This is a genomic window from Chryseobacterium sp. MFBS3-17, assembly GCF_020687745.1.
Lineage (GTDB): Bacteria > Bacteroidota > Bacteroidia > Flavobacteriales > Weeksellaceae > Marnyiella.
Window position 1 is genome coordinate 25,548 of record NZ_JAJEWK010000004.1, and the last position, 23,664, is coordinate 49,211.

The 23,664-nt window shown below is 43.1% G+C and carries 28 protein-coding genes and 1 tRNA gene; 8 read left to right on the forward strand and 21 right to left on the reverse strand.

The window, feature by feature from the left end:
* Nucleotides 1-7: 7 nt before the first annotated feature.
* The 7 genes from LKO26_RS02395 to LKO26_RS02425 all read right to left on the reverse strand — a co-directional run bounded on the left by LKO26_RS02395 (nt 8) and on the right by LKO26_RS02425 (nt 4,176).
* Nucleotides 8-1,132, reverse strand: a complete 1,125-nt coding sequence (locus LKO26_RS02395; RefSeq protein ID WP_227586237.1) for an alanine racemase — start codon at nt 1,130-1,132, stop codon at nt 8-10.
* Nucleotides 1,077-1,571 carry a GNAT family N-acetyltransferase gene (locus tag LKO26_RS02400; RefSeq protein ID WP_227586239.1) on the reverse strand — a complete coding sequence of 165 codons (495 nt, stop codon included), beginning with the start codon at nt 1,569-1,571 and terminating at the stop codon, nt 1,077-1,079. The genes LKO26_RS02395 and LKO26_RS02400 overlap by 56 nt, the downstream gene beginning before the upstream one ends.
* A 13-nt stretch (nt 1,572-1,584) precedes the next feature.
* On the reverse strand, nt 1,585-2,496 hold the full coding sequence (locus tag LKO26_RS02405; RefSeq protein ID WP_227586240.1) for a universal stress protein: 912 nt from the start codon (nt 2,494-2,496) through the stop codon (nt 1,585-1,587).
* Nucleotides 2,497-2,693: 197 nt separating this feature from the next.
* Nucleotides 2,694-2,767, reverse strand: a tRNA-Ala gene (locus LKO26_RS02410).
* A 39-nt stretch (nt 2,768-2,806) separates the two neighbouring features.
* Nucleotides 2,807-3,184, reverse strand: a complete 378-nt coding sequence (gene ytxJ / locus LKO26_RS02415) for a bacillithiol system redox-active protein YtxJ (protein WP_227586241.1) — start codon at nt 3,182-3,184, stop codon at nt 2,807-2,809.
* Complete coding sequence (locus LKO26_RS02420; RefSeq protein ID WP_227586242.1) at nt 3,181-3,639, reverse strand: DUF1569 domain-containing protein; 459 nt, start codon at nt 3,637-3,639, stop codon at nt 3,181-3,183. Before LKO26_RS02420 ends, ytxJ begins: the two co-directional genes overlap by 4 nt.
* Nucleotides 3,640-4,176 carry a YfiT family bacillithiol transferase gene (locus LKO26_RS02425; RefSeq protein WP_227586243.1) on the reverse strand — a complete coding sequence of 179 codons (537 nt, stop codon included), beginning with the start codon at nt 4,174-4,176 and terminating at the stop codon, nt 3,640-3,642. It lies immediately after the preceding gene.
* Nucleotides 4,177-4,297: 121 nt separating this feature from the next.
* On the opposite strand from LKO26_RS02425, the gene pncA reads away from it, so the two are divergent.
* The gene (gene pncA / locus LKO26_RS02430; protein ID WP_227586244.1) at nt 4,298-4,903 is read left to right on the forward strand and encodes a bifunctional nicotinamidase/pyrazinamidase; all 606 of its coding nucleotides are present in this window, start codon (nt 4,298-4,300) and stop codon (nt 4,901-4,903) included.
* A 64-nt stretch (nt 4,904-4,967) separates the two neighbouring features.
* On the opposite strand, the gene LKO26_RS02435 is transcribed toward pncA, so the two are convergent.
* The gene (locus tag LKO26_RS02435) at nt 4,968-6,023 is read right to left on the reverse strand and encodes a pseudouridine synthase (protein WP_227586245.1); all 1,056 of its coding nucleotides are present in this window, start codon (nt 6,021-6,023) and stop codon (nt 4,968-4,970) included.
* Nucleotides 6,024-6,126: 103 nt separating this feature from the next.
* Between LKO26_RS02435 and aroB the strand changes: the two genes are divergently transcribed.
* On the forward strand, nt 6,127-7,161 hold the full coding sequence (gene aroB / locus LKO26_RS02440; RefSeq protein WP_227586246.1) for a 3-dehydroquinate synthase: 1,035 nt from the start codon (nt 6,127-6,129) through the stop codon (nt 7,159-7,161).
* 340 nt (nt 7,162-7,501) lie between these two features.
* Nucleotides 7,502-8,110: a porin family protein gene (locus tag LKO26_RS02445; protein ID WP_227586247.1), complete on the forward strand. Its 609-nt coding sequence runs from the start codon at nt 7,502-7,504 to the stop codon at nt 8,108-8,110.
* A gap of 120 nt (nt 8,111-8,230) precedes the next feature.
* Here the strand turns inward: LKO26_RS02445 and purF are convergent, their stop codons facing one another.
* From purF to gpmI, 11 genes are all read right to left on the reverse strand, one after another.
* Nucleotides 8,231-9,718: an amidophosphoribosyltransferase gene (gene purF / locus LKO26_RS02450; protein WP_227586248.1), complete on the reverse strand. Its 1,488-nt coding sequence runs from the start codon at nt 9,716-9,718 to the stop codon at nt 8,231-8,233.
* Between the two features lie 19 nt (nt 9,719-9,737).
* The gene (gene purC / locus LKO26_RS02455; protein WP_227586249.1) at nt 9,738-10,457 is read right to left on the reverse strand and encodes a phosphoribosylaminoimidazolesuccinocarboxamide synthase; all 720 of its coding nucleotides are present in this window, start codon (nt 10,455-10,457) and stop codon (nt 9,738-9,740) included.
* Nucleotides 10,458-10,555: 98 nt separating this feature from the next.
* Nucleotides 10,556-11,257 (reverse strand): DUF3307 domain-containing protein, encoded by a 702-nt coding sequence (locus LKO26_RS02460; RefSeq protein ID WP_227586250.1) that lies wholly within the window; start codon nt 11,255-11,257, stop codon nt 10,556-10,558.
* A gap of 3 nt (nt 11,258-11,260) precedes the next feature.
* Nucleotides 11,261-11,863: a SatD family protein gene (locus LKO26_RS02465; protein ID WP_227586251.1), complete on the reverse strand. Its 603-nt coding sequence runs from the start codon at nt 11,861-11,863 to the stop codon at nt 11,261-11,263.
* 88 nt (nt 11,864-11,951) lie between these two features.
* Nucleotides 11,952-12,380 carry a DoxX family protein gene (locus LKO26_RS02470; protein WP_227586252.1) on the reverse strand — a complete coding sequence of 143 codons (429 nt, stop codon included), beginning with the start codon at nt 12,378-12,380 and terminating at the stop codon, nt 11,952-11,954.
* Nucleotides 12,381-12,446: 66 nt separating this feature from the next.
* Nucleotides 12,447-13,328 (reverse strand): GTPase Era, encoded by an 882-nt coding sequence (gene era, locus LKO26_RS02475; RefSeq protein ID WP_227586253.1) that lies wholly within the window; start codon nt 13,326-13,328, stop codon nt 12,447-12,449.
* A 63-nt stretch (nt 13,329-13,391) separates the two neighbouring features.
* Complete coding sequence (locus LKO26_RS02480) at nt 13,392-14,159, reverse strand: class I SAM-dependent methyltransferase (protein WP_227586254.1); 768 nt, start codon at nt 14,157-14,159, stop codon at nt 13,392-13,394.
* A 75-nt stretch (nt 14,160-14,234) separates the two neighbouring features.
* Nucleotides 14,235-15,044 (reverse strand): type I methionyl aminopeptidase, encoded by an 810-nt coding sequence (gene map, locus LKO26_RS02485; RefSeq protein ID WP_227586255.1) that lies wholly within the window; start codon nt 15,042-15,044, stop codon nt 14,235-14,237.
* A gap of 40 nt (nt 15,045-15,084) precedes the next feature.
* On the reverse strand, nt 15,085-15,516 hold the full coding sequence (locus LKO26_RS02490; RefSeq protein WP_227586256.1) for a BT0820 family HAD-type phosphatase: 432 nt from the start codon (nt 15,514-15,516) through the stop codon (nt 15,085-15,087).
* An 81-nt stretch (nt 15,517-15,597) separates the two neighbouring features.
* On the reverse strand, nt 15,598-16,575 hold the full coding sequence (locus LKO26_RS02495) for an acyl-ACP desaturase (protein ID WP_227586257.1): 978 nt from the start codon (nt 16,573-16,575) through the stop codon (nt 15,598-15,600).
* Nucleotides 16,576-16,650: 75 nt separating this feature from the next.
* A complete protein-coding gene (gpmI, locus tag LKO26_RS02500; RefSeq protein WP_227586258.1) occupies nt 16,651-18,186 on the reverse strand; it encodes a 2,3-bisphosphoglycerate-independent phosphoglycerate mutase in 1,536 nt (511 codons plus the stop codon).
* A gap of 92 nt (nt 18,187-18,278) precedes the next feature.
* Between gpmI and LKO26_RS02505 the strand changes: the two genes are divergently transcribed.
* Together LKO26_RS02505 and LKO26_RS02510 are read left to right on the forward strand one after the other, a co-directional pair.
* Nucleotides 18,279-18,608 (forward strand): translation initiation factor, encoded by a 330-nt coding sequence (locus LKO26_RS02505; RefSeq protein ID WP_227586259.1) that lies wholly within the window; start codon nt 18,279-18,281, stop codon nt 18,606-18,608.
* 55 nt (nt 18,609-18,663) lie between these two features.
* Nucleotides 18,664-19,518: a nucleoside phosphorylase gene (locus LKO26_RS02510; protein ID WP_227586260.1), complete on the forward strand. Its 855-nt coding sequence runs from the start codon at nt 18,664-18,666 to the stop codon at nt 19,516-19,518.
* A 160-nt stretch (nt 19,519-19,678) separates the two neighbouring features.
* On the opposite strand, the gene LKO26_RS02515 is transcribed toward LKO26_RS02510, so the two are convergent.
* Nucleotides 19,679-20,200: a hypothetical protein gene (locus LKO26_RS02515; RefSeq protein WP_227586261.1), complete on the reverse strand. Its 522-nt coding sequence runs from the start codon at nt 20,198-20,200 to the stop codon at nt 19,679-19,681.
* A 166-nt stretch (nt 20,201-20,366) separates the two neighbouring features.
* Complete coding sequence (locus tag LKO26_RS02520) at nt 20,367-20,930, reverse strand: DNA-3-methyladenine glycosylase I (protein ID WP_227586262.1); 564 nt, start codon at nt 20,928-20,930, stop codon at nt 20,367-20,369.
* A 180-nt stretch (nt 20,931-21,110) separates the two neighbouring features.
* On the opposite strand from LKO26_RS02520, the gene LKO26_RS02525 reads away from it, so the two are divergent.
* The 3 genes from LKO26_RS02525 (at nt 21,111) to LKO26_RS02535 (ending at nt 23,654) form a co-directional block, all read left to right on the forward strand.
* Nucleotides 21,111-21,422, forward strand: a complete 312-nt coding sequence (locus tag LKO26_RS02525) for a hypothetical protein (protein ID WP_227586263.1) — start codon at nt 21,111-21,113, stop codon at nt 21,420-21,422.
* A 99-nt stretch (nt 21,423-21,521) separates the two neighbouring features.
* A complete protein-coding gene (locus LKO26_RS02530) occupies nt 21,522-22,331 on the forward strand; it encodes an enoyl-ACP reductase (protein ID WP_227586264.1) in 810 nt (269 codons plus the stop codon).
* A 141-nt stretch (nt 22,332-22,472) separates the two neighbouring features.
* Entirely contained in the window at nt 22,473-23,654 is a 1,182-nt protein-coding gene (locus LKO26_RS02535) for an acyl-CoA dehydrogenase family protein (protein ID WP_227586265.1), read from the forward strand.
* The last annotated feature ends 10 nt before the right edge of the window (nt 23,655-23,664 follow it).

The window sequence follows — 23,664 nt, forward strand, 5'->3', positions numbered from 1 at the left end:
TCCTGAATCAGTGCAGCAGATTGTGCGGTATACTTTTCTGCACAGGCAATTCACAACCACTTGTATCCAGTTGTTTTTCCACATAATCAGAACTCATAAGGCGGAGAAGCGCCATATAATTGATGCGAAACGGAATGAAATCGCCCACCTGATATTCACAGTCTGATGCATCCAGATCCAGCACCATCATATCACTGCTGCTGCCTGCAATTTTCAGATTTTCATCCTTTGCCCGGATATTGGACGGCGACAAATCCAGCAGCCCTACATCCACAATGGCACGCGTGGTTTTCTCGCGACGCTGCTGTTCCGTAAAATCCTTTTGTTCGCCGCTGAGATTACTGCCCAAAGTACCTTCAGGAATATTGGGTTTTGTTTTAATTTCAATGATTTCTGCGTGTAGGGTAAACACATCCTGATGCATTTCTCCGATCAGGGAATCATCATAGACATTGGTCCCGAAAAACAGGGTCTCGCCCACCCTGAAATGGTTGATATAGGGAGGCATTTTATTGTCTATAATCAATGGAACTGCCACAGACGCTCCCCCCGAAATATAGGGGATTTTCACACCGAAGTTGGCTTCAATCTCATCCTTACACTCTTTCAGTTCGCGCATTTTTTCGTAATCCGGCAGCACCCCGTTCATACAGGTAAGATTTGTCCCGATGCCTACCACCTCAATATGGGGCAACCCGTCTATTTTATTGAAAAAATCAAGCAATCTGCTCCGCACAACGCCTTCACGGAGTTCGCCCATCTCTATCATGATGACAATTTTATGAACTTTTCCTGCCTGTACTGCTTTTTCAGACAATAATGCCAGTGTTTCGGCTTCCGTATTGAAACTCACATCAGCATACTGCAATATCTCATCAGCAGAAGTAAGCGGAACGGGCTTTATGTACACCGTCTGAGCATGAGGATTAAGTTCCTTAATTTTACGGAGATTAGATATTCTGGAATCACAGAATTCGTTGATAGGTAAAGATAAAACCTCATTCAGAAAGGTTTCATCTCCACACAATACTTTGGTTACGATACTCCATTCTATATTTTTCTGTTGAAAAAGACGGTTAAGAAATATGAAATTCTCCCTGAGCTTTTTCGTGTTCAGTGTTACTATCGACATTGTTGTTTTTTGTTAGGCGCATCTCCAGATACTTGGAAGTAAAGCCCAGTTTTTCGTAAAGTTGTCTGGCCGGGTTGTCCGGTTCGCAATGCAAAGCAATATCGCCCTCACAAGCATGGATTGCTTCCTGCATCAGTTTCCCGCCTATTCCTTTGCCTCTGTACCCGGAATGAGTGGCAATATACACCAGAATATTCTCCGGTATATACCGCTTCATTCCGGTTTTGTTTACCACTACAGCACCCAGAATTTCATTATTCTCCTTGGCGACCAGAACGTGTCCGCCCTTTCCACCATTTTTTTGTCCGGCATAATCCAGTGCCAGTTGTATATCTTCTGCAGGATCACCAAACTCCTGCAGATGTTCAAAGAGAAATTCTGTGATTTCATTCTGAAAAGATTGCGGCAGTTGCTGATCTGAAAATCTGATTATTTGCATATTTCTTTATTTTTTATACCGGAAAAACCGGATAAGGCATCTCTGTATATTGCTCCAGCGCCGTAACTGTTTTCGGCTTCCGGCAGAACAAAACAGGTATTTTTGATTTATAGATGATATTTTCGGTAAAATTATTCTTGAATATTTTGGTAAGCGGTTTTTCTGTGGTCACATTTACTGCCAGTAAATCAGCATCACACTGCTCACTTTGTTTCAGAATTTCCTCTTCGGGATTCTCAGAAAAAACAATCTCGCCCACATGGCATTTCAGTTTCTCTTCCCTCAGTTTATCCTGCAGAGCACTGACCGTCTGCGTAACTGCCGATAAAGCCGCTTGCTTCTTTTCTGAAGCAATGCCCTGCAACCGAATTTCGGAATCATTCTTCAGAGCAATAGGCAGCACCGGATCCAGTTTGGCCATCACCCCTTCTGTATGTCGTACGGGATACAAAACTTCTGAAAAATCTGAACGGGTACATACTGACGGCACACTGAGTACCGGCACTATACTGCTGCTGATAATTTCGTAAGAATTGGAACTCACAAAACCTGGTCTTTTGCCGGGATAACGCACTCCCAAAATAATGAGACTCATGCAGTGTTCTGCGGCATAATCCGCAATACAAGCGGCCACCGAACCTACTGCAGTAGCCGTTTCTACCGGAATTTTATATAAACTTTCAAATTTTTTTCGTGTTCGGTTCAGTTGCGAGCGTGAATTGTCCAGAAGTGCCTTTCCATGGTAGTAAAATTTACCCGAAAAGGCGCTGCCGGTGCCCAGCAGACCAGATTTCACCACATGAAGAAAATGAATTTTCGCATGGTGTCTGAGTGCCACATCGGCGACTATTTTAAGGAAGCGGTCCTGATTTCGTGAGAAATCCAGCGGGACCAGTATTTTATTAATTTCATTAACCATCATCATTAATTTAATGGTGCAAAGGTACGTTGCCTGCACCGGAAATGATGGTTTGAGCACACGGAACCGTGGTACATTTTATCTTTTGGAAAAATATGGTTCTTGGGAAAACTTTGCCAAAGTTTAAATAAAGCGGTGCAAACTTTGGCAAAGTTGAAGTTTCACAAAATAAAAAATCGCCTGCCGGAGCAAGCGATTTGAAGTGGAGAATACGGGATTCGAACCCGTGACCTTTTGACTGCCAGTCAAACGCGCTAGCCAACTGCGCCAATCCCCCGTTTTGATGGTGCAATATTAAGAATATTTTTTGAATTATCTAAATTTTTTCTGCAGAAATACTGTGATGAGAAGCATCATGGATCACTTTGCCAGATTCAATCACCAATACCTGAGGGCTTTGGTGCTGAACCTCAAATATTTCCGAAATACGGTTGGATAAATCCCTGTGTTGTAATAAATCCAGAAAATAATACTCCGCCTGTTTTTCTTTGGCCTCTGTCGCCTTCTCAAAATTCCGGAGTACAGTTTTACTGATATGACAGCGGGTAGAATGTTTGAAAATAACCACTTTGCGCTCAAATGATTTTTTGACAGCCTCATCCAGCATGTCTTCCGTATGCAGTGGTTTCCAGAAATCTGCCGCGCCGGAATTATCCTGAGTGCCACCGCCAAAAATATTCTTAAAAAAGCTCATAATCCAAATTGTTTTAAATGATGATTGATATGTTTATATTCCATGAATCCCCAATCTTCAGGTTCCATGCTCCCGAAAAGCTGATGTGTAGCCGGCAGTTCATTGTTCCGGACTAATTCCTGATAGGTGCCTAGTGCCCGCAGTAAATTCTTCATCGCTTCATCAAAATCTACTTCACATTCCACTTTCAGCACCTTATAGGTGGGCATATTTCGCGGAATGCCATTATTGAACAGCCGCATTTCTGTCCGGGTCAGCATCCCGATCCAGCGTACAAATCCGGAAGTTTCCGGCAACAGCACTTTTCCCAGTGGAATCTGCAGTACCCGCATGCAATGCTCCAGCATGCAGGCAGCGTTCATCTTTCCCCAGCGGGGCGTGGACTTTTCCTCCAGTCCGGAGAGCCGCTGTAAAATCTCCCGGTAATCACTTTCTCTGTGAAGACTTTTCAGCATTTACCAGTTCCTTTCCTTTTTTAATGATTGCAGGTGCGCCAGATGATGATTACAGTGCCATGCGTAAAATGCAAGACTCTCCCTCAGGGTCACGTTGCGGTTCAGTTCCGGGTGAAAAAATGTACTTTCAAACTCTTTATTGGTCAGTGATTTTAATTCATGCACCCACCTTTTATGAAGTCCGCGGAGAATCTGGAGGGCGGGCTTGATTTCAATGGTAAAACTGTCCTGCAATTCAGCCCATGCGACTTCATTATAAGTTTTTACCGTGGGATTATCTTCCGTAAGTGCCAGTTTAAACCGTATAAAACTGTTCATATGACTATCGGCCAGATGATTAACCAGTTGCCGCACCGTCCAGCCACCATCCCGGTACTGGGTATCCAGCCGGTCATCATCCCAGTCTGCTACAAGATTTTTCAATTTGCCGGGAAATTGTTTCAAAACCAGGATATGGTCATCCAGATCAGTATCAGTCACTTCAGAAGGCGACTCATATTCACCGATAGGAAATTTTTTGAGGTCTGTTGTTTTCATAATCAGGACGATTTGGCATGGTTGCTGTTTTGGCTGGAATTTTGAATTTTTATCTCTGTAAAGTTACAGTTTAAACCTGATATTTCCATACAGGTGTTTTTATTTTATTTATATTTAAAGCATGAAAAAAGCGCTTATTATTATTGATGTTCAAAATGACTTTTGCGAAGGCGGTGCACTGGCCGTACCAGAAGCCAATTCCATTATTCCCTATATCAATCTGCTGATGGAAGAAAATGAGTACGACCAGATCATTCTGAGCCAGGACTGGCATCCTGCAGATCACAAAAGTTTTGCATCTAATAACGGTAAAAAAGTGGGAGAAACCATTACCCTGAACGGCATCCCTCAGTTTATGTGGCCGGACCACTGTGTGCAGGGAACTTATGGAGCCGAATTTCACAAAGATCTGAATCAAAGCAAAGTGACTCATATTGTACAAAAAGGCAAAAATGCGGATTTCGACAGCTACAGTGCGTTTCAGGACAACAACCATTTTATGCAGACCGGTCTGGATGATTTTTTAAAATACCATGAAATCCAACTGGTGGAAATTGTGGGACTCGCACTGGATTATTGCGTGAAAGCTACCTGTCATGATGCGGTACAGAAAGGTTATATTACGTGCCTTCACTTTAACGGCACCAAGGCGGTCAATGTAAAGCCCGACAACGGAAGGGATGCCATATATGAAATGATTCAGAATTCGGTAACGGTTCTGGGCTAAGGAATGGCAGTAAAGGTAAAAGCAACCCCAGCCGGGTTGCTTTTTTTATGGGTTGTAAATAAACTTAAAGCATTTTCAGGTTGTTAACTTCCAGGTCGGTGAGGATCCGCCAGTGTCCGCGTTTGATGTTTTTCTTGGTCAGTCCGGCAAACATTACCCTGTCCAGTGCTTCCACTTCATATCCCAGACGGGTAAAGATTCTGCGTACCACACGGTTCCAGTTCAGGGAGATCTCTATGCCCACTTCATTTTTCGGACTTCCTTCTATATAAGATATTTTATCTACCACCGCTACGCCTTCTTCCAGACGGATTCCCTCTGTGATGGCGTTCAGGTCATTGCGGTCAAGCTTTCGGTCCAGTGTGACATGATAAATGGTTTTGGATGAAAATGACGGATGCGTCAGCTTTTTTGTAAGATGGCCGTCATTGGTAAGCAAAATCACACCGGTGGTTGAACGGTCCAGTCGTCCGATCGGGAACACGCGGTATGGCGATGCGTTTGCCACAAGATCCATTACTGTTTTACGGGCCCGTTCGTCTTTGGTGGTCGAAATATAGCCTTTGGGCTTATTCAGCAGCACATAGACCGGCTTTTCAGGGGTAATCCCCTGCCCGTCGAACACTACTTTATCGGTTTTTTGAACCTGGTAGCCCAGCTCCGTCACCACTTTACCATTTACCTCTACCAGACCTTGCAGAATGAGGTCATCTGCTTCGCGGCGACTGCAGATTCCTGCATTGGCAATATATTTATTAAGGCGGATGGTTTCCCGCGGAACCTCCTTGGAAATTTTCTGAAGTTTTCTTTTTTGCACATAAGAGCGGGTTCTTTCAGATTCATCCCTGGGGCCATGTGGCTTTTTGTGATAATCTGCAGATCCTCTCTTTTTAACACCCGGATTTTTCTCAAAAGATTTAAATTCTCCTTTGGTATAGAGTTTAGCCTCTCTGGGAGTTCCCGAACGTTCATCGCCTTTTGCCGGTCCGGATTCTACCCTGTCACTGCCTGTTCTTCTGGTTTTGCCTACCCGTGGCATGCTTTTACCATATTGAGGCTTATCAAACTTCCTCTCTCCTGTACGTTTAGGTTTTCCGGAATTGCTGTTATCGCGACTCATATATTCAATAATTTTTGCAAAGATATGCTTTTTTGGGTGGAAGGGTATGGTACGGGAGCCAACTTTAATCATCCTAAAATCTTACATTTGCGAAAAATTTCTGATGATTACATTTCTGGACTCCGGTTTTTCACAACTCAACGATTTTATAGACCAGCTCAATCCCGGAAGGCTGCTGATTCTGGTAGATGAAAACACCCATGAACACTGCCTGCCGACCCTTCTGGGTAACCTTGAAACTACCGTACCGTTTGAAATAATAGAAATTGAAGCCGGTGAGGAAATGAAAACCATAGAAACAGCTGTACAATTGTGGGAAATTCTGGCCGAATTTGAGACAGACCGCAGTTCGGTGCTCATCAATCTGGGCGGCGGAGTCATTACAGATTTGGGCGGGTTTGTAGCTTCCACGTATAAAAGAGGCATCAGATTCATCAACATTCCCACCACCTTATTGGGAATGTGTGATGCGTCCATTGGCGGAAAAACCGGTATCGATCATCGCTTTATTAAAAATCTGGCCGGAACGTTCTGCCTGCCTGCACACATTTTCGTGTATCCCGAATTTCTGAAAACCCTTCCCTCTACCGAATTGCGCAGCGGCTTTGCAGAAATGCTGAAACACGGACTGATTGCCGACAAGAAGCACTGGCAGGAACTGACCTCCATCACACAACTTAGTCCGGAAGCGGTCATTGCGCATATTGAAAAATCCATGAACATCAAACAGCGAATTGTGGATGAGGACTATCATGAAACCCATATCCGTAAAACCTTGAACTTCGGCCACACGGTGGGTCATGCCATAGAAAGTCTGTTCTTACAACTGGGAACTCCCCTACCGCATGGTGAAGCTGTTGCGGCAGGAATGATATGTGAAACCTGGATTTCTTATCTGGAAGATTTTATTTCTGAAACGGAGGCAAATAATATTATTACTGAACTGCGCAGATTTTACCCGACTATCCCTGTTGATTCGTCTTATTTTGAAAAATTATTATTGCTGATGAGCCATGACAAGAAAAATACCGGCAGCAGCATCCGGTTTGCCCTTCTGAATGAAACAGGTAAAGCGGGTTATCATTATGAAGTCTCAGTGGAAAACATACTGCTTGCTTTAAAAATTTATCAAAAATAACGCAAAATTTTACGCAATTGATGGCAGATGAAATTCCTTAACAAGCCGTTGTCAGAATTACAGCATCTTTTTCTATTAATTTGATTAACAAATATTTACATACAAATTATATTTTTTGCATAATTTAAACATTGGTTGGAATAATTCTTGGCACAGCGTTTGCAAAATACACTCCCGTAACAAAGAAAATTTATATAAACCCTTTGGCAATACACGTTTATGGTAATTGTATAAGCAATAAAAAAAATTATATAATTCCTTACTTATTGAAAACAACGACTTTTGCTGAATCGTTAATAAATTAACAAAAATTAAGAAAGTAAAATTTAAAATTAAAGTTATGAAAAAGTTATTTGTAGGTGCAGCTATCGCCATGAGTTCATTGGCATTTGCACAACAATTTGGTATCAAAGGAGGCATGAACCTGTCTACTATTTCGAATACAGAAGATGCATTTGCCGCACCGGGTGATGCCAACGTAAACTCTAAGTCAAAAGTAGGCTTCAACGTGGGTGTTTTTGCAAACCTTCCTATTGCTGAATCATTCTCTATTCAACCTGAACTTTTGTACAATGCTCTGGGTACTAAACTCACCGGCGAAGATGAATTAGGAAACGAGGATGCTCTAACCTGGAACCTGGATTACCTGTCACTGCCGGTTATGTTCCAGTACAATGCTACTCCTGCTTTTTATCTGGAAGCCGGACCACAGTTCAGCTACCTGCTGTCCAGCAAATTAAAATACAATGATAACACCACAGACAACGATACCGATGGAATGAATAAATTTGATGTTGGGGTAGGTATTGGTGCCGGATACTGGATTACACCGAACTTTGGGGTAAACGCGAGATACATTGCCGGTTTCACAGACATCGTGGAAGACAACCCAACAGACAATATGCTTAAAAACAACAACCTTCAAGTAGGTTTAGCGTATAAATTTTGATATCAAAAACACCTATGTCATCATAGAGAAAGGCCGGATTTTCCGGTCTTTTTTATTTGGCATCAACAATAAAAAAAAGCAGCTCATCACGAACTGCTTTTGCTTTTATTCTTATTGTTTCTAACTGAATAGTTGGGTTTCATTTCCTTTGGCAACCGGGTATTTCTCGGTAAAGCAGCCAAAACAATGGTTGGGACTGCCCAGAATTTCAATGAGACTTTCCACACTCAAAAATTCCAGGGAATCCACCCCCAGATAATCTCTGAGTTCTTCCTTGCTCATATTGGCAGAAATCAAATCATCCTTTGACGGCGTGTCTATTCCCAGAAAACAAGGCGCTATAATAGGCGGAGAAACACTTCTGAAATGAATTTCCTTCACCCCGGCATCTTTCAGAATCTTCACCAGCCGCTTAGACGTTGTTCCCCGTACAATAGAATCATCAATAATCACAATCTTCTTATCCCTGATTTCGGAGATAATGGGATTCAGCTTCAGATTGACAATACGCTCTCTCATTTCCTGAGTCGGCACAATGAAACTCCTGCCGATATACCGGTTTTTAATGAGTACCGGACGGAACGGAATTCCCGACGCTTTAGCAAATCCAATGGCAGCCGGCACACCAGAATCCGGAACCCCGATAACCATATCTGCCTCCACAGGAGCCTGATGCCAGATTTTCTCTCCGGATTTCTCCCGGATTTCATGAACGTTGATATTCTCCAGCGTAGAATCCGGACGGGCAAAGTAAATATACTCAAAGGAACAGATTTTGTTCTGGCAGTCTTCTTTCACTAGAAAACTGTGCAAACCTTTCTCGTTTTCGTTGGTGTACACAATCTCACCGGGCAAAATATCCCGCATATATTGTGCACCCACTGCATCCAGTGCCACAGATTCTGAAGCCACCACATAGGTATTCTCATCTGCCACCCCCAGCACCAGCGGGCGGATTCCATGAAAATCCCGGAATGCAAAAAATTTGTTGCGGGTCATACCCACAACCGAGTATGCCCCATGTATTTTCTCCATAGTCACCTTGATGGCAGCCCGAAGTCCCAAATCCAGATTTTTCTGAATCAGCCTCAGAATCACCTCAGAATCAGAGGTCGCGCGGAATACCACCCCTTCGTCTTCCAATTCTTTCTTTAGTTCTGCCGCATTGGTCAAATTTCCGTTGTGTGCAATGGAAAGTACAATCTGGTCATATTCATTCTTGGCAAAAAACGGTTGAAAGTTATACTTCTTTTTATCACCAGCCGTCGTGTAGCGGGTATGTCCTATAGCAGCATTACCCATAAAGGCTTCCGGTTCCTGGATTTCTTTATACACATCCAGCACCAGACCTTCGTCTTTGATGTTCACAATTTTTCCCTGCTTCATTACCGAAATACCACAGGCTTCCTGCCCGCGGTGCTGCAATGCAAACAGTCCGAACTGTGAGAGCGAAAAAGTATCCAGATCGGTATCCGAATACATGCCAAAGATTCCACATTCTTCTGATGGTGCATCAAAAGGATCGTCGGACTTCAGCAGATTTCTTCCATAAACCCGATCATTAAATTGCTTTAAATAATCCTGTTTATATTGTTCTAAATCAGTCATTTTATTATGAGATGATATATTATTTATTTAATACTTTTTTCAGTCTTTCATAGATTTCCACATAGGCTTCGGTGACTTCTCCCAGATCTCTTCTGAAACGGTCCTTGTCCAGCTTTTTCATGGTGTCTTTGTCCCACAGGCGGCAGGTATCCGGAGAAATTTCATCGGCCAGAATAATGGTTCCGTCCGAAGTTTTGCCCAGTTCAATCTTAAAATCCACCAGGATGATATTCATCTGATCAAACAGATCAATCAAAATATCATTGATTTCTGAGGTAAGTTCATACATCCGGTCCAGTTCCTCATAGGTAGCTGCACCCAAAAACACGGCATGGTGATCATTAATAAGCGGATCTCCCAGTTCGTCTTTTTTATAACAAATATCAAAAATGGTTACGGGCGATTTGATGCCCTCTTCTACTCCCAGACGCTGAGCCATGCTACCGGCCGAATAGTTGCGCACCACCATTTCCAGAGGAATAATGGATACTTTTTTCACCAGCTGCTCTCTCTCGTCCAGTTTTTGAATGAAATGGGTAGGAATCCCCTTGTCATTCAGATATTCAAAAATCAACGTGGTGATAGCATTGTTCATTTCACCTTTCAGGTCCACGTTTCCTCTTTTTTGTGCGTTAAAGGCGGTTGCATCGTCCTTAAAACGTACCACTACTTCATCCGGATTACTTGTTTCAAAAACCTGTTTTGCTTTTCCTTCATAAAGCATTGCTCCTTTTTCCATTTTTACTTTCTATTTTTATTCTTTATTAATCTGAGAAGCTGCCCTCCTCTTATTTCTTTCAAAAAAAATCGTTTTCTATGATGTTCCTCAGAGAAGCATCAAGATATCATCACCAGAATCCCGGCAAGCACCGCTATACCGAAACTCAGTAAAGTTCCTATCAGCACATATTCTGTAAGTTTCCGCTGTTTCGCTTCAGCCAGATCACTGAATCTGAAGACTGACTTTGCCGCAATCATAAACCCCACTCCTTCCCAGTGGTTCACCACAATAAACGTAAACACCAATAATCGCTCCAGATAACCGATGTATTGTCCCGCATTCGAAAGGCTGTCGGTTTGCAGTTTACTGTGCTCCACCGTAACCGGCGACCAGGTACTGAGGAGTGTTTTAATGATGATGGACGAAGGTATGGTGAGAAAAACTGCAGCAGTAATATATTTTATGGTCTGCGGATGCTGTAGAAATGAGAAATCAAGCGCGCCGGCCAGCCCGGCAATCCACATCAGAATAATCAGATGAAGGGCCTGATCTGCAAAGAACCAGATTCTTTTGGTTTCGGGTTTCTGAAAATGAAGTTTCAGCGCATCTACCGCCAGGTGTGACACTGCTGCCAAAACCGCCACCCACCATAGTTTAAGATTCCAGAGCAACAACAGAGCCAGCAGAAAGTGGACCCCGGTATGGAGATACAAATAGGCACTCCGGGTTTTGTGCGTTTCTTTGTGGGCAACCCATTTGTTCGGCTGCAAGATAAAATCTCCGATGAGGTGAGCCAGAATGAGTTGGGTAATGATCATATTCTAAAGTTGAGCTATTTTTTTGCGGAAAAACAAATCCGTTTCAGCGATGAGGTCATAATTAGCCCGTTTCAGACGCTGGCTTACGGAAGACTGAGAGATATTAAGCTGCTGTGCCACCTGTTCCTGATTCTGATCCGAATCCCGGATAAAAATGTTGACGATTTCAGCGGAAACCACAGACCAGTTGTCCATACCTACACTCATCCACTTGAAGGTGAGGTTCATCATTTCATCAAATTCCGGATGGTCTGAGCAAATGCTTAAATTCAGTTTTTCAGCCTTAATTCTTTCAAAATTACGGCCGGAATTCACAAATGCAGACCCGTTGGACTGGGTCACCTTCGGTGCCAGAAAATCATGTCCGCCTATACCGATGGACAAACGAACATCCAGCCCGGGAATGTTCTTGATTTTCGATTTGATTTCAATGGATTTACTGAACGCTTCAGCAGGATCATCAAGCAGATACTGAAACTCATCTCCGCGGTAAATTTCCCAGCGTTTTTCATCTGCCCCGCCGAATACCTCGTGCAAGGCCTTGAGCCATATTTCAGGCTGTATAGACTGGGAGTTGATGATGTCTCCGGTGATGACCGCTTTCATGAATGCAAATATAAGAAAATAACCTCATAACTGAGGTTATAAATTAAATAGCTTATAAATGTAATTATTATTGAAATAGCTTATAAAATCACCACGAAGATTCCCTTCTGTGTGCAATCATGCGATCTACCGAATATTTACCAGGACCAAATGCAGATAATATCAGATACACGGAAAGATAGAGCAGACTGGATTCCCGCTCGCCAAAAGCATCACCACTGTGAACAAAAAGACTGATGACCAGCATGCACATGATGAGGAAAAATACCGCAGGTCTGGTAAAAAGACCTAAAATAATAAAGATGGAACAGACAAATTCTGCAAAAACCGCCAGAATCATCGAAAAACGCTCACTAAGTCCCAGGAAGCGGTAAAATTCTACTTCCTCACCGGAAGCCAGCAGCATGAGTTTGGGAAAACCATGGGTAATCATTGCAAATCCAATAAAAATACGGACGATCAACAAAACAATATCAGCAAACAGAGGATTCACTCTGGTTGAGGAAAAATAATTCATACCATTCAAATTTCATTCAAATTTAAAGAAAAACCTTCAAATATCGCCGAAGATAAAACGAATACTCTACCGGTACCCGAAATTTTTCAGATCCCGGTCATTTTTCCGCCAGTCTTTTTTCACTTTCACAAACAGATTCAGATGAATTTTTTTGCCGAAAAATTTTTCCAGATCCAGCCTGGCCTGGGTACCCACTTTTTTTATCGCATCACCTTTATGCCCTATAATAATGCCTTTCTGAGTATCCCTTTCCACATAAATAATGGAATCTATAAAAATAATTCCTTCTTTTTCCTTAAACAATTCGGTGACGACCTCTACGGAATACGGAATTTCTTTTTCGTAATTGAGCAGAATTTTCTCACGTATGGCTTCGTTCACAAAAAAACGTTCGGGCTTGTCTGTAAACTGATCTTTGTCGTAATACGGCGGATTTTCCGGCAGGAGCGACTTCAGTTTAGGCAAAATAACATGGGTATTAAAACCCTTCAGCGCCGAAATAGGTAAAATTTCAGCTTTGGGAATCCTTTCGTGCCACGCTTCCATGGTTTTCTCCAGTTCTTCCTGGTTAGATTCATCTATTTTATTGATGAGAATGAGCACCGGAACCGGAATTTTATTCAGCTTATCTACCAGAAATTCAAAGGGTTCGGTCTTGTCCAGAATATCTACGATAAAGAGAAAAACATCTGCATCCTGCAGTGAGTCTTTCACAAAATCCATCATTTTCTCCTGCAAACCGTATTTGGGATCCAGCACACCGGGCGTGTCCGAAAATACAATCTGTAAATCATCTTCATTATAAATCCCGAAAATACGATGGCGGGTAGTCTGTGCCTTTTGGGTCACAATGGCCAGCTTTTCGCCCATCAACTGATTCAGAAGGGTGGATTTTCCGGCGTTTGGCTTGCCTACAATGTTTACAAAACCTGCTTTATGATTGCTCAAAATGATAAAATTAAAAGTTATGAAGGGTTCTTATTTCTGCAAAGTTAACGATAAATGAGCAGACTAATCCTTGAATATCAACGGAAGAATTTCGTTCTCCATTAAGCCGTAGCGTTTAATTTCTTCTGCTGAAAATTTTCTGGAATAATAATCTGGCACTGTCCGGAACCCCACGCTTTCCAGCCGTGAGAAATAATCCATTCCGTACCAGCGCACATGGTCATACTGCCCGAAATGTTTTTGTCTTTCCTTCGGATCACGGATGGTGAAATCTTCATAGGTCTCCTGCAGACTATTTTTCATAGGCACCTGCACGATACCCCAGCCGCCTTTTTTCAGTACTCTGAAGAGTTCACTCATAGCCTTGCGGTCATCCTCTATATGCTCCAGCACATGATTGCAGAACACGACATCAAAGGTTTCATCTGCAAAGGGTAAATCCAGCAGGTCTGCTTTTACATCCACAATCGGCGAAAACAGATCTGCCGAGAGGTAATCCAGATTTTTCATTTTCCTGAACCTGCGGAGAAACTCCTGCTCGGGTGCAATATGCAGCACCTTATAATTTTTACTGAAAAAATCGGTTTCATTCTGCAGATACAGCCACATTTGCCTGTGGCGCTCAAGACTCAGTGTCCCCGGCGACAAAGCATTTTCACGGGGTTTGCCATATCCGTAAGGCAAAAATTTGCGGTAAGATTTTCCGTCTATGGGATCGGTAAACCGGTTTCCTTTAAAAAACTGATAGATCACCGGCCGTGCCCATACGCTGAACTGAATGAGCCAGGGTCGCGGAATTTTATTCAGGATAAATTTTGTAAGTTTTTTCAATGATCTGTTTGTTATTTGAAGAGAATCGGGCTGATTATAAATCATTAAAAACACACGTATTCACGGAGCCTCCCGCTACCAGTCATACTGAAAAGGCGCTTCCTCGTCACTTGCGATGCCGAGTGCCTCATAGACATATCCAAAGGTAGAGAGTAAGACCGGCTTCCCGCCGATGATGCATACGTTATGTTCAAAATGCGCAGATGGTGAATTGTCTTTGGAGGTCACCGTCCAGCCGTCACTGTGAAATTTCACTTCATGAGTCCCCAGATTAATCATGGGTTCTACAGCCAGTACAATTCCGTCTTTCAGCACTTTGCCACTGCCCTTTCTTCCGTAGTTGGGCACTTGCGGATCTTCGTGCATTTTTCTGCCCACACCATGTCCTACCAGTTCGCGAACCACGCCGTAGCCGTGCTTTTCGCAATGGGTCTGAATGGCATTGGAGATATCGCCCACCCGCTTGCCGCGTACGCACTGCTCCAGACCTTTGTACAAAGATTCTTTGGTGATGTCCAGCAATTTTTTGGTTTCCGGAGCTACCTCGCCCACTTCAAAAGAATAGGCATGATCTCCGTAGAAACCGTTCATGTACACCCCACAGTCCACAGATAAAATATCTCCTTCCTTCAGTGGAGTATCATTCGGAATCCCGTGAACTACTTCTTCATTTGGAGAAATGCACAGGTTTTTCGGAAATCCGTACATTCCCAGAAAAGCAGGTTCGCCTCCATGGTCACGTATAAATTCGCCACCCAGTTTATCCAGATGGTTGGTGGTGGTTCCCGGCTTTATTTCTTTAGCCAGCATTCCCAGTGTTTTGGAAACCAGGAGCGCACTTTCGCGCATCACCCGCAGTTCATCTATTGATTTTAATATAATCATAAGTACTTCTAAAATTTGAGAATCATCAAAAATCAGGTGTTTACCAGAACAGTCCTTTCTTTTTGTCTTTTTTCATTTTGGAATAGGCCAGAACTTCGCCGCCATCTACCCGGAACTCTATTCTTTGGTTGATGATATTGTAAATTTCGCCCCATCCCGGAAAACCGCCCAGGTTTCTGTCATCTATAAATAGATCCACATCAATTTTTCTGGAGGCCTCCGCTTCTGAAAAAACTTCACCTTCAAAACTGGCATTAACGGCATAAAATTCCACGCCGTTTTTTCTGCAGAATTCCACTGCTTCGTCCAGGCTTTTACCATGACGGAAGGTCCAGAGAATAAGCCTGTACCCCTCCGACTGTAGTTTTTTAAGTGTTTCAAATGCAAAGGTCTTAGGCTTTCCTATTCCCGGATAGGCATCATCTACAATAGTACCGTCAAAATCAATGGCCAGTTTTTTATTGCTTCTCATCGTATATTATAAATTTTATAAGATGCAAAGATACAAAAAGCGCCGGAGAATTTCCGGCGCTTGTATTTGTACAGTATCGCATTAGCTTTTCACCCATTTGAACTGGTATTCCTGATCCGGAGTAGCAATTCTGTCAGTAATTTTCTGCAGTCTGCCGGGAAGTTTCATCAGATATTCCTGGGCTTTTTCTGCTTTTTCATTAAGACCGGTAATGTGTTCAATTTTCCAGTCGTTCAGCAACTCTGCCAGAATATTGATATAGTCCTGACCGGTATAGACCATAGCGCGCTGCGCTGCATCTGAGAAATGCCCCCACAGTTCGCCCGCTTTCTGACCGGATTCCCGCATTAAATGCGCAGGCATTACAATTTTCTTGCGCATCATATCTTCAAAAGCCAGCATCATTTCAGATGCGTCCAGTTCAAAAATTCTGGTCACGAAATGTTTATACGCTTTTGCATGCCGTGCCTCATCTGCTGCAATAACGCCGCACATTTTGGCGAGTTTTGTGTTACCCGACTGCTTGGCAAGGGTACCCACCCGACGGTGCGAGATATTGGTTGCTGTTTCCTGGAAACTTGTATATACAAAGTTTCTGTAAGGATCCATGGATGTACCCAGATCAAAGCCATCCTGAATCAGGTATTGGGTGGTAATCTCAATTTCCCGCATATTCACGCGGCCGCAGAGATAGAGGTATTTATTCAGCAGGTCTCCGTGACGGTTTTCTTCTGCAGTCCAGCTTCTTACCCACTGACTCCAGCCGGTTCTTTCTTCCTGATCTACGCCGTCTATGCCCATAATCCAGGACTCATAGCTGGGAAGTGCTTCTTCCGTGATACAGTCTCCGATTAATGTCACAAATAAATCATACCCCATTTCCCGGGCGTAAGTCTGAAGCTCCTCCACATCATATTTAAAATTATCTGAGGAAGGATCGGGCAGAAAATCTGTCGGCTGCCAGATCTTTTCAACCGGCGTCAGATAAGAGGAAATGAAGTCTCCAACCTCTTTACCCAAGTTCCGCATTACTTCTATTCTTACTAATTTATTGTACATTTCTTAACATTTATAGCCTACAAATATAGGAAATTATATTTTTTACCGGCGATTTACTCTGCATTTGTGCAGGTATTAACTGACCAGAATTTCTCCGGTCATGATCTCCGGTAGTTCAATGCCCATCACGGTCAGCACCGACGGGGCTATATCTCCCAGTTTTCCCGGTTTCAGATTCCAGGTCCGCTCTTTATCCATGACAATCAGCGGAACCAGATTTGTGGAATGCTGGGTATTGGGACTGCCATCGGGATTCATCATCACATCAGAATTGCCGTGATCTGCCAGTATAAATACCGTATAGCCATGCTCATAGCCGGCCAAAGCTACTTTCTCAATGCACTGATCCACTGTTTCGGCCGCTTTAACAGCCGCCTCAAACACGCCGGTATGACCTACCATATCTGTATTGGCAAAATTGAGACATATAAAATCTGCAGATTCACTGATGATTTCCGGCAGAATTTTTTCGGTAATATCAAATGCAGACATTTCCGGTTTGAAATCGTAGGTAGGCACGTCTTTGGGACTGGGACACAAAATCCTTCGCTCTCCCAGAAAAGGAGCCTCTCTCCCTCCGGAGAAAAAGAAGGTCACATGCGGGTATTTCTCAGTCTCGGCAACGCGAATCTGCGTTTTACCATGTCTTTCCAGAATTTCACCCAGCGTGCCCTGCAACACTTCTTCGTCAAAAACAACTTTAATATTTTTAAACTCCTTATCATAATTGGTAAGGGTTACGTAGTATAAATCCAGATGTTTCATACCATATTCCGGGAAATCACGCTGAGAAAGCGCCTCTGTAATTTCGCGGCCACGGTCTGTGCGGAAATTAAAGCAAATGACCACATCTCCCTCTTCAATTCTGGCAACCGGCAATTCATGTTCTCCCAGGCAAACGATGGGTTTCAGAAATTCGTCGGTAACCCCGTTTTCATATGAATCTTGTATGGCATCGAGTACGCGGCGTGTTTCATATCCGGTGCCTACCCCCTTCACCATGGCGTCATGCGCCAGTTTGACACGCTCCCAGCGGCGGTCGCGGTCCATTGCATAATACCGGCCAATAACCGAGGCCAGTTTACCGGTAGTTTGATCCATGTGCTGAAGCAATTCTTCTATGAAACCTTTTCCGGAGTGTGGATCACAGTCGCGGCCGTCTGTAAATGCGTGCACAAAAACATTATGTTCAAACCCATATTCGTGCGCTGCGGTAAGCAAGCCTTTCAGGTGGTTGATGTGAGCATGCACGCCTCCGTCTGACACCAGTCCTGCAAAATGTATTTTTTTATGATTACGGAATGCATATTCAAAAGCCTGGGTAATCACGTTTTCTTTACCCAGTGTGGCGTTTTCTACTGCCATATTGAGTTTCACCAGATTCTGATACACCACCCGGCCGGCGCCCAGATTCATATGCCCCACTTCTGAATTCCCCATCTGTCCGAATGGTAAACCTACAGCAATTCCGCTGGCTTCCAGAGATGTATTGGGATAGTTCTGGTAACACGAATCTATAAACGGAGTATGGGCTTTACTGATGGCAGATACTTCCGGGTTAATCCCTAACCCCCACCCGTCCAGGATGGCTAAAATGGCTTTTTTTGACATTTCTCACTTTTATTTGACCTACAAATTTACTTATTTTATGTAGATTTGAGTTTTTAAACAACGAAATTTAAAATCAAACCCAATAAAAGCCTATGGATCTGAGAGATCAACTGAAAAATCTGTTTCCGGATCATGAAGAGCAGGACTTTGAAATGCCTGACGAAAAAGAACCTTTCAAACAAAAGGAGCCTCTGGTGTGTAAATTTGAAAAGAAAGGAAGAAATGGCAAACCTGTAACGCTGGTAGAAGGTTACGAAGGCAGTGACGAAGACCTGAAAGACCTTGCGAAAAAGATTAAAACAACGCTGGGAACCGGCGGCTCTGCAAAAGACGGAACCATTGTAATACAAGGCGACAGCCGTGACAAAGTGATGCAGATTCTGAAAGATCTGGGTTATAAAACCAAGCGCGTGGGCGGCTAATCATCCTTCCCTTTCCAGCAATTCCTTTTTTTGAAATCATTAAAAATAAAAAATTATGCTTAATAAACTTGCAGCCTCAGAACTGGTACTGAATGAGGACGGAAGTGTCTATCACCTGAATTTATTGCCCGAAGATATTGCCGGTAAAATCATTCTGGTAGGCGACCCGGACCGCGTGCCGAAAGTATCTCAGTTTTTTGATAAAATAGAAATCAGAAAGAATAAACGGGAGTTTTACACCCACACCGGAACCCTCCGTGGCGAACGCATTACGGTCATGTCATCCGGAATCGGGACAGAAAACATTGACATCGTGATGAACGAGCTGGATGCGCTGGTTAATATCGACCTGCAAAAAAAGGCGTTCAAATCCGAACATACTGCGCTGGAACTTTTCAGACTGGGGACCTGTGGCTCCGTAAATCCCGATATAGAAGTGGATCAGATGCTGGTGACGGAGAATGTAGTGGGCCTGGACGGATTGCTTCATTTTTATTCTGATTATCAGTTTGAGAATGACTTTTCCCGAACATTTATGGCCGGATTCCCATATGAAAATATTAAAGGGATGCTTTACTTTTCAGATTGGGCACAGGATATTGCACATTATTATGAGGATGCGAAATACCGTGGCAACACAGCTACATTTCCGGGTTTCTACGCACCACAAGGCCGCCAGCTGCGTCTGAAGGCGCTGGATGATCAGTTTCTGGAAACCCTGAATGATCTGGGAGTCAGCAATTTTGAGATGGAAACTTCTGCCATTTATGGACTGGCAAAATTACTGGGACATAAGGCTTTGACCGTGAACAATGTGATTGCGAACCGGCGCCGCGGAGAATTTGCTGCAGACCATCACGCTTCAGAAAAAAAGATGATTGCCTGGGTGCTGGACCGCATTATTCCTTAAAATTGAAAAGCGCCTCACGGCGATTTTTTTATTCAATGCTCACAGTTTTTTTCGTATTCTGCGATGACTTTCTGATAGAAATCCAAATGAAAATCCAGGGCATAATTTTCAAAAAACCGCACTCTTTCCCGGCCACGAAGCCCTCTGGCTTTGGTTTCCTTTAGAGCACGCTGACGAAGATAATCCCGGTCTCTTCTAAACTTTTTTTGAACTCTTTATCGTTCTTCAGGTTGTCATAAAAAAAATCAATATACTTACTAAACTCAGGGCAGTCTTTGCCCACCAGACGCAAGGCTTCCACCCTTTTTTCATCCATCTTACCCAAATTCAACAAGTTAAGACGGTCAAAGTCTATAGGCATTACCGTAAAATCATCTTTTTCATTTCTAAGATAAAATTTACTGAATAAAAATGTGCAAATGCTTCCAGAGCACGAATAGAGATTGGAGCCATAAATTTTAATTTTGCCATCGTATAATAAAGGTTGCCATGAGTTATAAGCTTTATCGTCTACTACACCTTTGTCGTTTACAGCCTTCAGTTTCAACCGCTCCAGACCCAAACGTTCATCCTCGAACTCATCCAGGAACTTTACTTTTTGTAATTCCGAAGCATCTACTTTTAATAATTTACCTTCTGGCTCCAGCTTATATTCAAATTTATAGATATCTGATTCTTTCATGAATGCATACAGACTTTCGGTAGGAAATGTATATACCACAAACAGAACAGCAGTGAGCGCAAAGAGCAGACTGAAACTCAGTAAAATTTTCCTTATAGTTTATTTTTTCTCAAATATAATCAAGAAATCGAAACGCTGAAGATTAATTTCCGTTCTCGTCAATTGATTAATTTGTTGCATAAGCAATACAATTGACCAGGTGATCATTCACCATTCCCGTAGCCTGCATATGGGCGTACACCACCGTAGAACCCATAAACTTGAATCCGCGCTTCTTCAGATCTGCAGCCAGCGCATCTGAAATAGTTGTAGTGGCAGGAATATCCGATAATTTTTCACGGTTATTGACCAGCGGTTTTCCGTCTACAAAACCCCAAATATACGCAGAGAAAGTTCCGAATTCTTTCTGTACCTCCATAAACCGCTGTGCATTGTTAATGGTGGCCAGAATTTTCAAACGGTTGCGGATGATTCCGGGATTATTCATTAAATCTGCTACTTTATCGGCGTCATAGCGGGCAATATCCTGATACCGGAAACCATCAAAAGCCTGCCGGATGTTCTCCCTTTTTTTCAAAATCGTATACCAACTGAGGCCGGCCTGAAAACTTTCCAGCACCAGAAACTCAAAGATAGTATCATCATCATACACCGGTTTACCCCACTCCAGGTCATGATAATTACGGTACAGGTCATCCTTTCCGCACCAGCCACAACGTATTATTTCCATTTTGTAAAATTTGAGCTAAAGGTAAATAAGTTTAATCAAAATTGCTTCATCAGCGAGCCGTTTACAGAAATTGCGTAATGATTTATACAATCTTCAGTTTAACATAATATTAAGAACATGGGGGAACAGAAATTGATGCTTTTCTGATACCAAATCATATTAACAATAAATATTACAACAATGGACAACCGAGATTACAACAACGCAGAAAACGCAGTGAACAAAGCACAGTGGAAAGCAAATGAATATGCTGAACGGGCAAAGGATTACATCCGTGAACAAAAGCGAAACAATATGGAGCCTACTCAGGAAGGCTGGATGGAGCGCGCGCGGGAGAATGTTGCTGATGCGTGGGAAGACACCAAAGATGCTGTTTCAAACGCTTGGGAGAAAACCAAAAACTGGACAGAAAATGCCTGGGAAGACACCAAAGATGCTGCAAGCGATGCTGCAGATAAAACAAAACAGGCGTGGAATGATAAAACCAACTGATTATAATTTCTTTTAACAATGGGAGCCGAAGCAATTCGGCTCTCTTTTTTTGTGCAGCCAACAAGAATTTTCATACATTTGTTTTTTAAATAAAAATTTATGTCACACGGATTACTCAAAGGAAAAAAAGGAATTATTTTCGGTGCTTTAAACAACCAGTCTATTGCCTGGAAAGTTGCAGAAAAATGCCATGAAGAAGGTGCGGAGTTTATTTTATCTAATGCGCCCATAGCTATGAGAATGGGCGAACTGAATGAACTGGCAGAAAAAACCGGCTCCGAAGTAATAGGTGCAGACGCCACTTCTGTAGAAGACCTGAACACCCTCTTTGATCAAGCCATTGCCAAATTCGGTAAAATTGATTTCATACTGCACTCCATCGGGATGTCCATTAATGTGCGCAAAGGCAAACATTATACAGAAATGAACTATGAATGGCTGGAGAAAGGCTGGGATGTTTCTGCTGTTTCATTTCACAAAGTAATGCGTGTAGCCTGGGAAAAAGACTGTATGAACGACTGGGGATCCATCCTGGCACTTACCTATATTGCCGCACAGAGAACCTTTCCGGATTATAACGATATGGCAGATAATAAATCTTACCTGGAAAGCATTGCCAGAACCTTTGGGTACTACTGGGGCAACAAAGCAAAAGTCCGGGTCAATACCATTTCCCAATCTCCTACCATGACGACCGCAGGAAGCGGCGTGAAGGGATTCGGTGGATTTTTCGGTTATGCAGATGATATGTCACCACTGGGCAACGCTTCAGCTGAAGACTGTGCCAACTACTGCGTCACCATGTTCAGTGACCTTACCAAAATGGTGACCATGCAGAATCTGTTTCACGATGGCGGCTTCAGCAATACCGGGGTTTCACAGAAAGTGATAGACCGTTACGATTCTTAAATCAACAGAAAATTCATCAGATACAATCCGTTCCTTGTGAGCGGATTTTTTGACTTATGTCATATTGATAAATATTCTGACTTTTACGAGCATAAATTTCCCTGAAACACCAAAAAGCCTTATTTTTAACAAAAAAATATTATGTCTTATTATCCTCTTACCACCATCCCGGATTATATGCAAATGGATGCGCTGCTTACAGATGAACACAAACTCATCCGGCAGTCTGTGCGGGACTGGGTAGAAAGTTTCATTATGCCGAAAATAGATGATGCGGCACAAAACCATACGGATATTCCGAATCTAATGAAGGAACTGGGTGCCATAGGTGCGCTGGGGCCTTATATTCCGGAAGAATACGGAGGTTCCGGTCTGGATCAGATTTCCTATGGCATCATTATGCAGGAGCTGGAGCGTGGTGATTCTGCTGTGCGTTCTGCCGCATCGGTACAGAGTTCACTGGTCATGTTTCCCATTCATGAGTTTGGTTCAGAGGAACAAAAGAAAAAATACCTCCCGCAGCTGGCTACCGGAGAAATGATCGGAGCCTTCGGACTTACAGAACCTAATCATGGTTCTGATCCCGGTTCCATGGAAACATACTTTAAGGACAATGGCGATCACTATCTGCTGAATGGTGCTAAAATGTGGATTACCAATGCGCCGCTTTGTGACATCGCGGTGGTCTGGGCCAAAAATGAAGCAGGAAAAATACAGGGACTGATTGTAGAACGCGGATTTGAGGGCTTTACCACCCCCGAAACTCACAATAAGTGGAGTCTTCGTGCTTCCAAAACCGGAGAACTGGTTTTTAACAATGTAAAAGTGCCTAAAGAAAACCTGTTGCCTGGAGTAACCGGACTGAAGGGTCCTCTCTCCTGCCTCAATTCTGCACGATACGGAATTTCCTGGGGTGTGATCGGTGCTGCCATAGATTGTTATTGCACCGCTCTGCAATATTCCAAAGAACGGAAACAGTTTGGAAAGCCCATTGCATCTTTCCAGCTCCAACAGAAAAAACTGGCAGAGTTTGTGACTGAGATTACAAAAGCTCAGTTGCTGTGCCTGCAGCTCGGCCAACTTAAAAACAAGCATGAGGCTACACCGGCACAGATTTCCATGGCCAAAAGGAACAACGTGAAAATGGCAATTGATATCGCCCGGGAAAGCCGTCAGATTTTGGGGGGCATGGGCATTATGGGCGAGTTCCCGATGATGCGGCATGCAGCCAATCTGGAATCGGTGATTACGTATGAGGGCACACATGATGTACATTTGCTGATTACGGGACTGGATGTTACCGGAATCAACGCATTCGGATAAGCAAAAATCA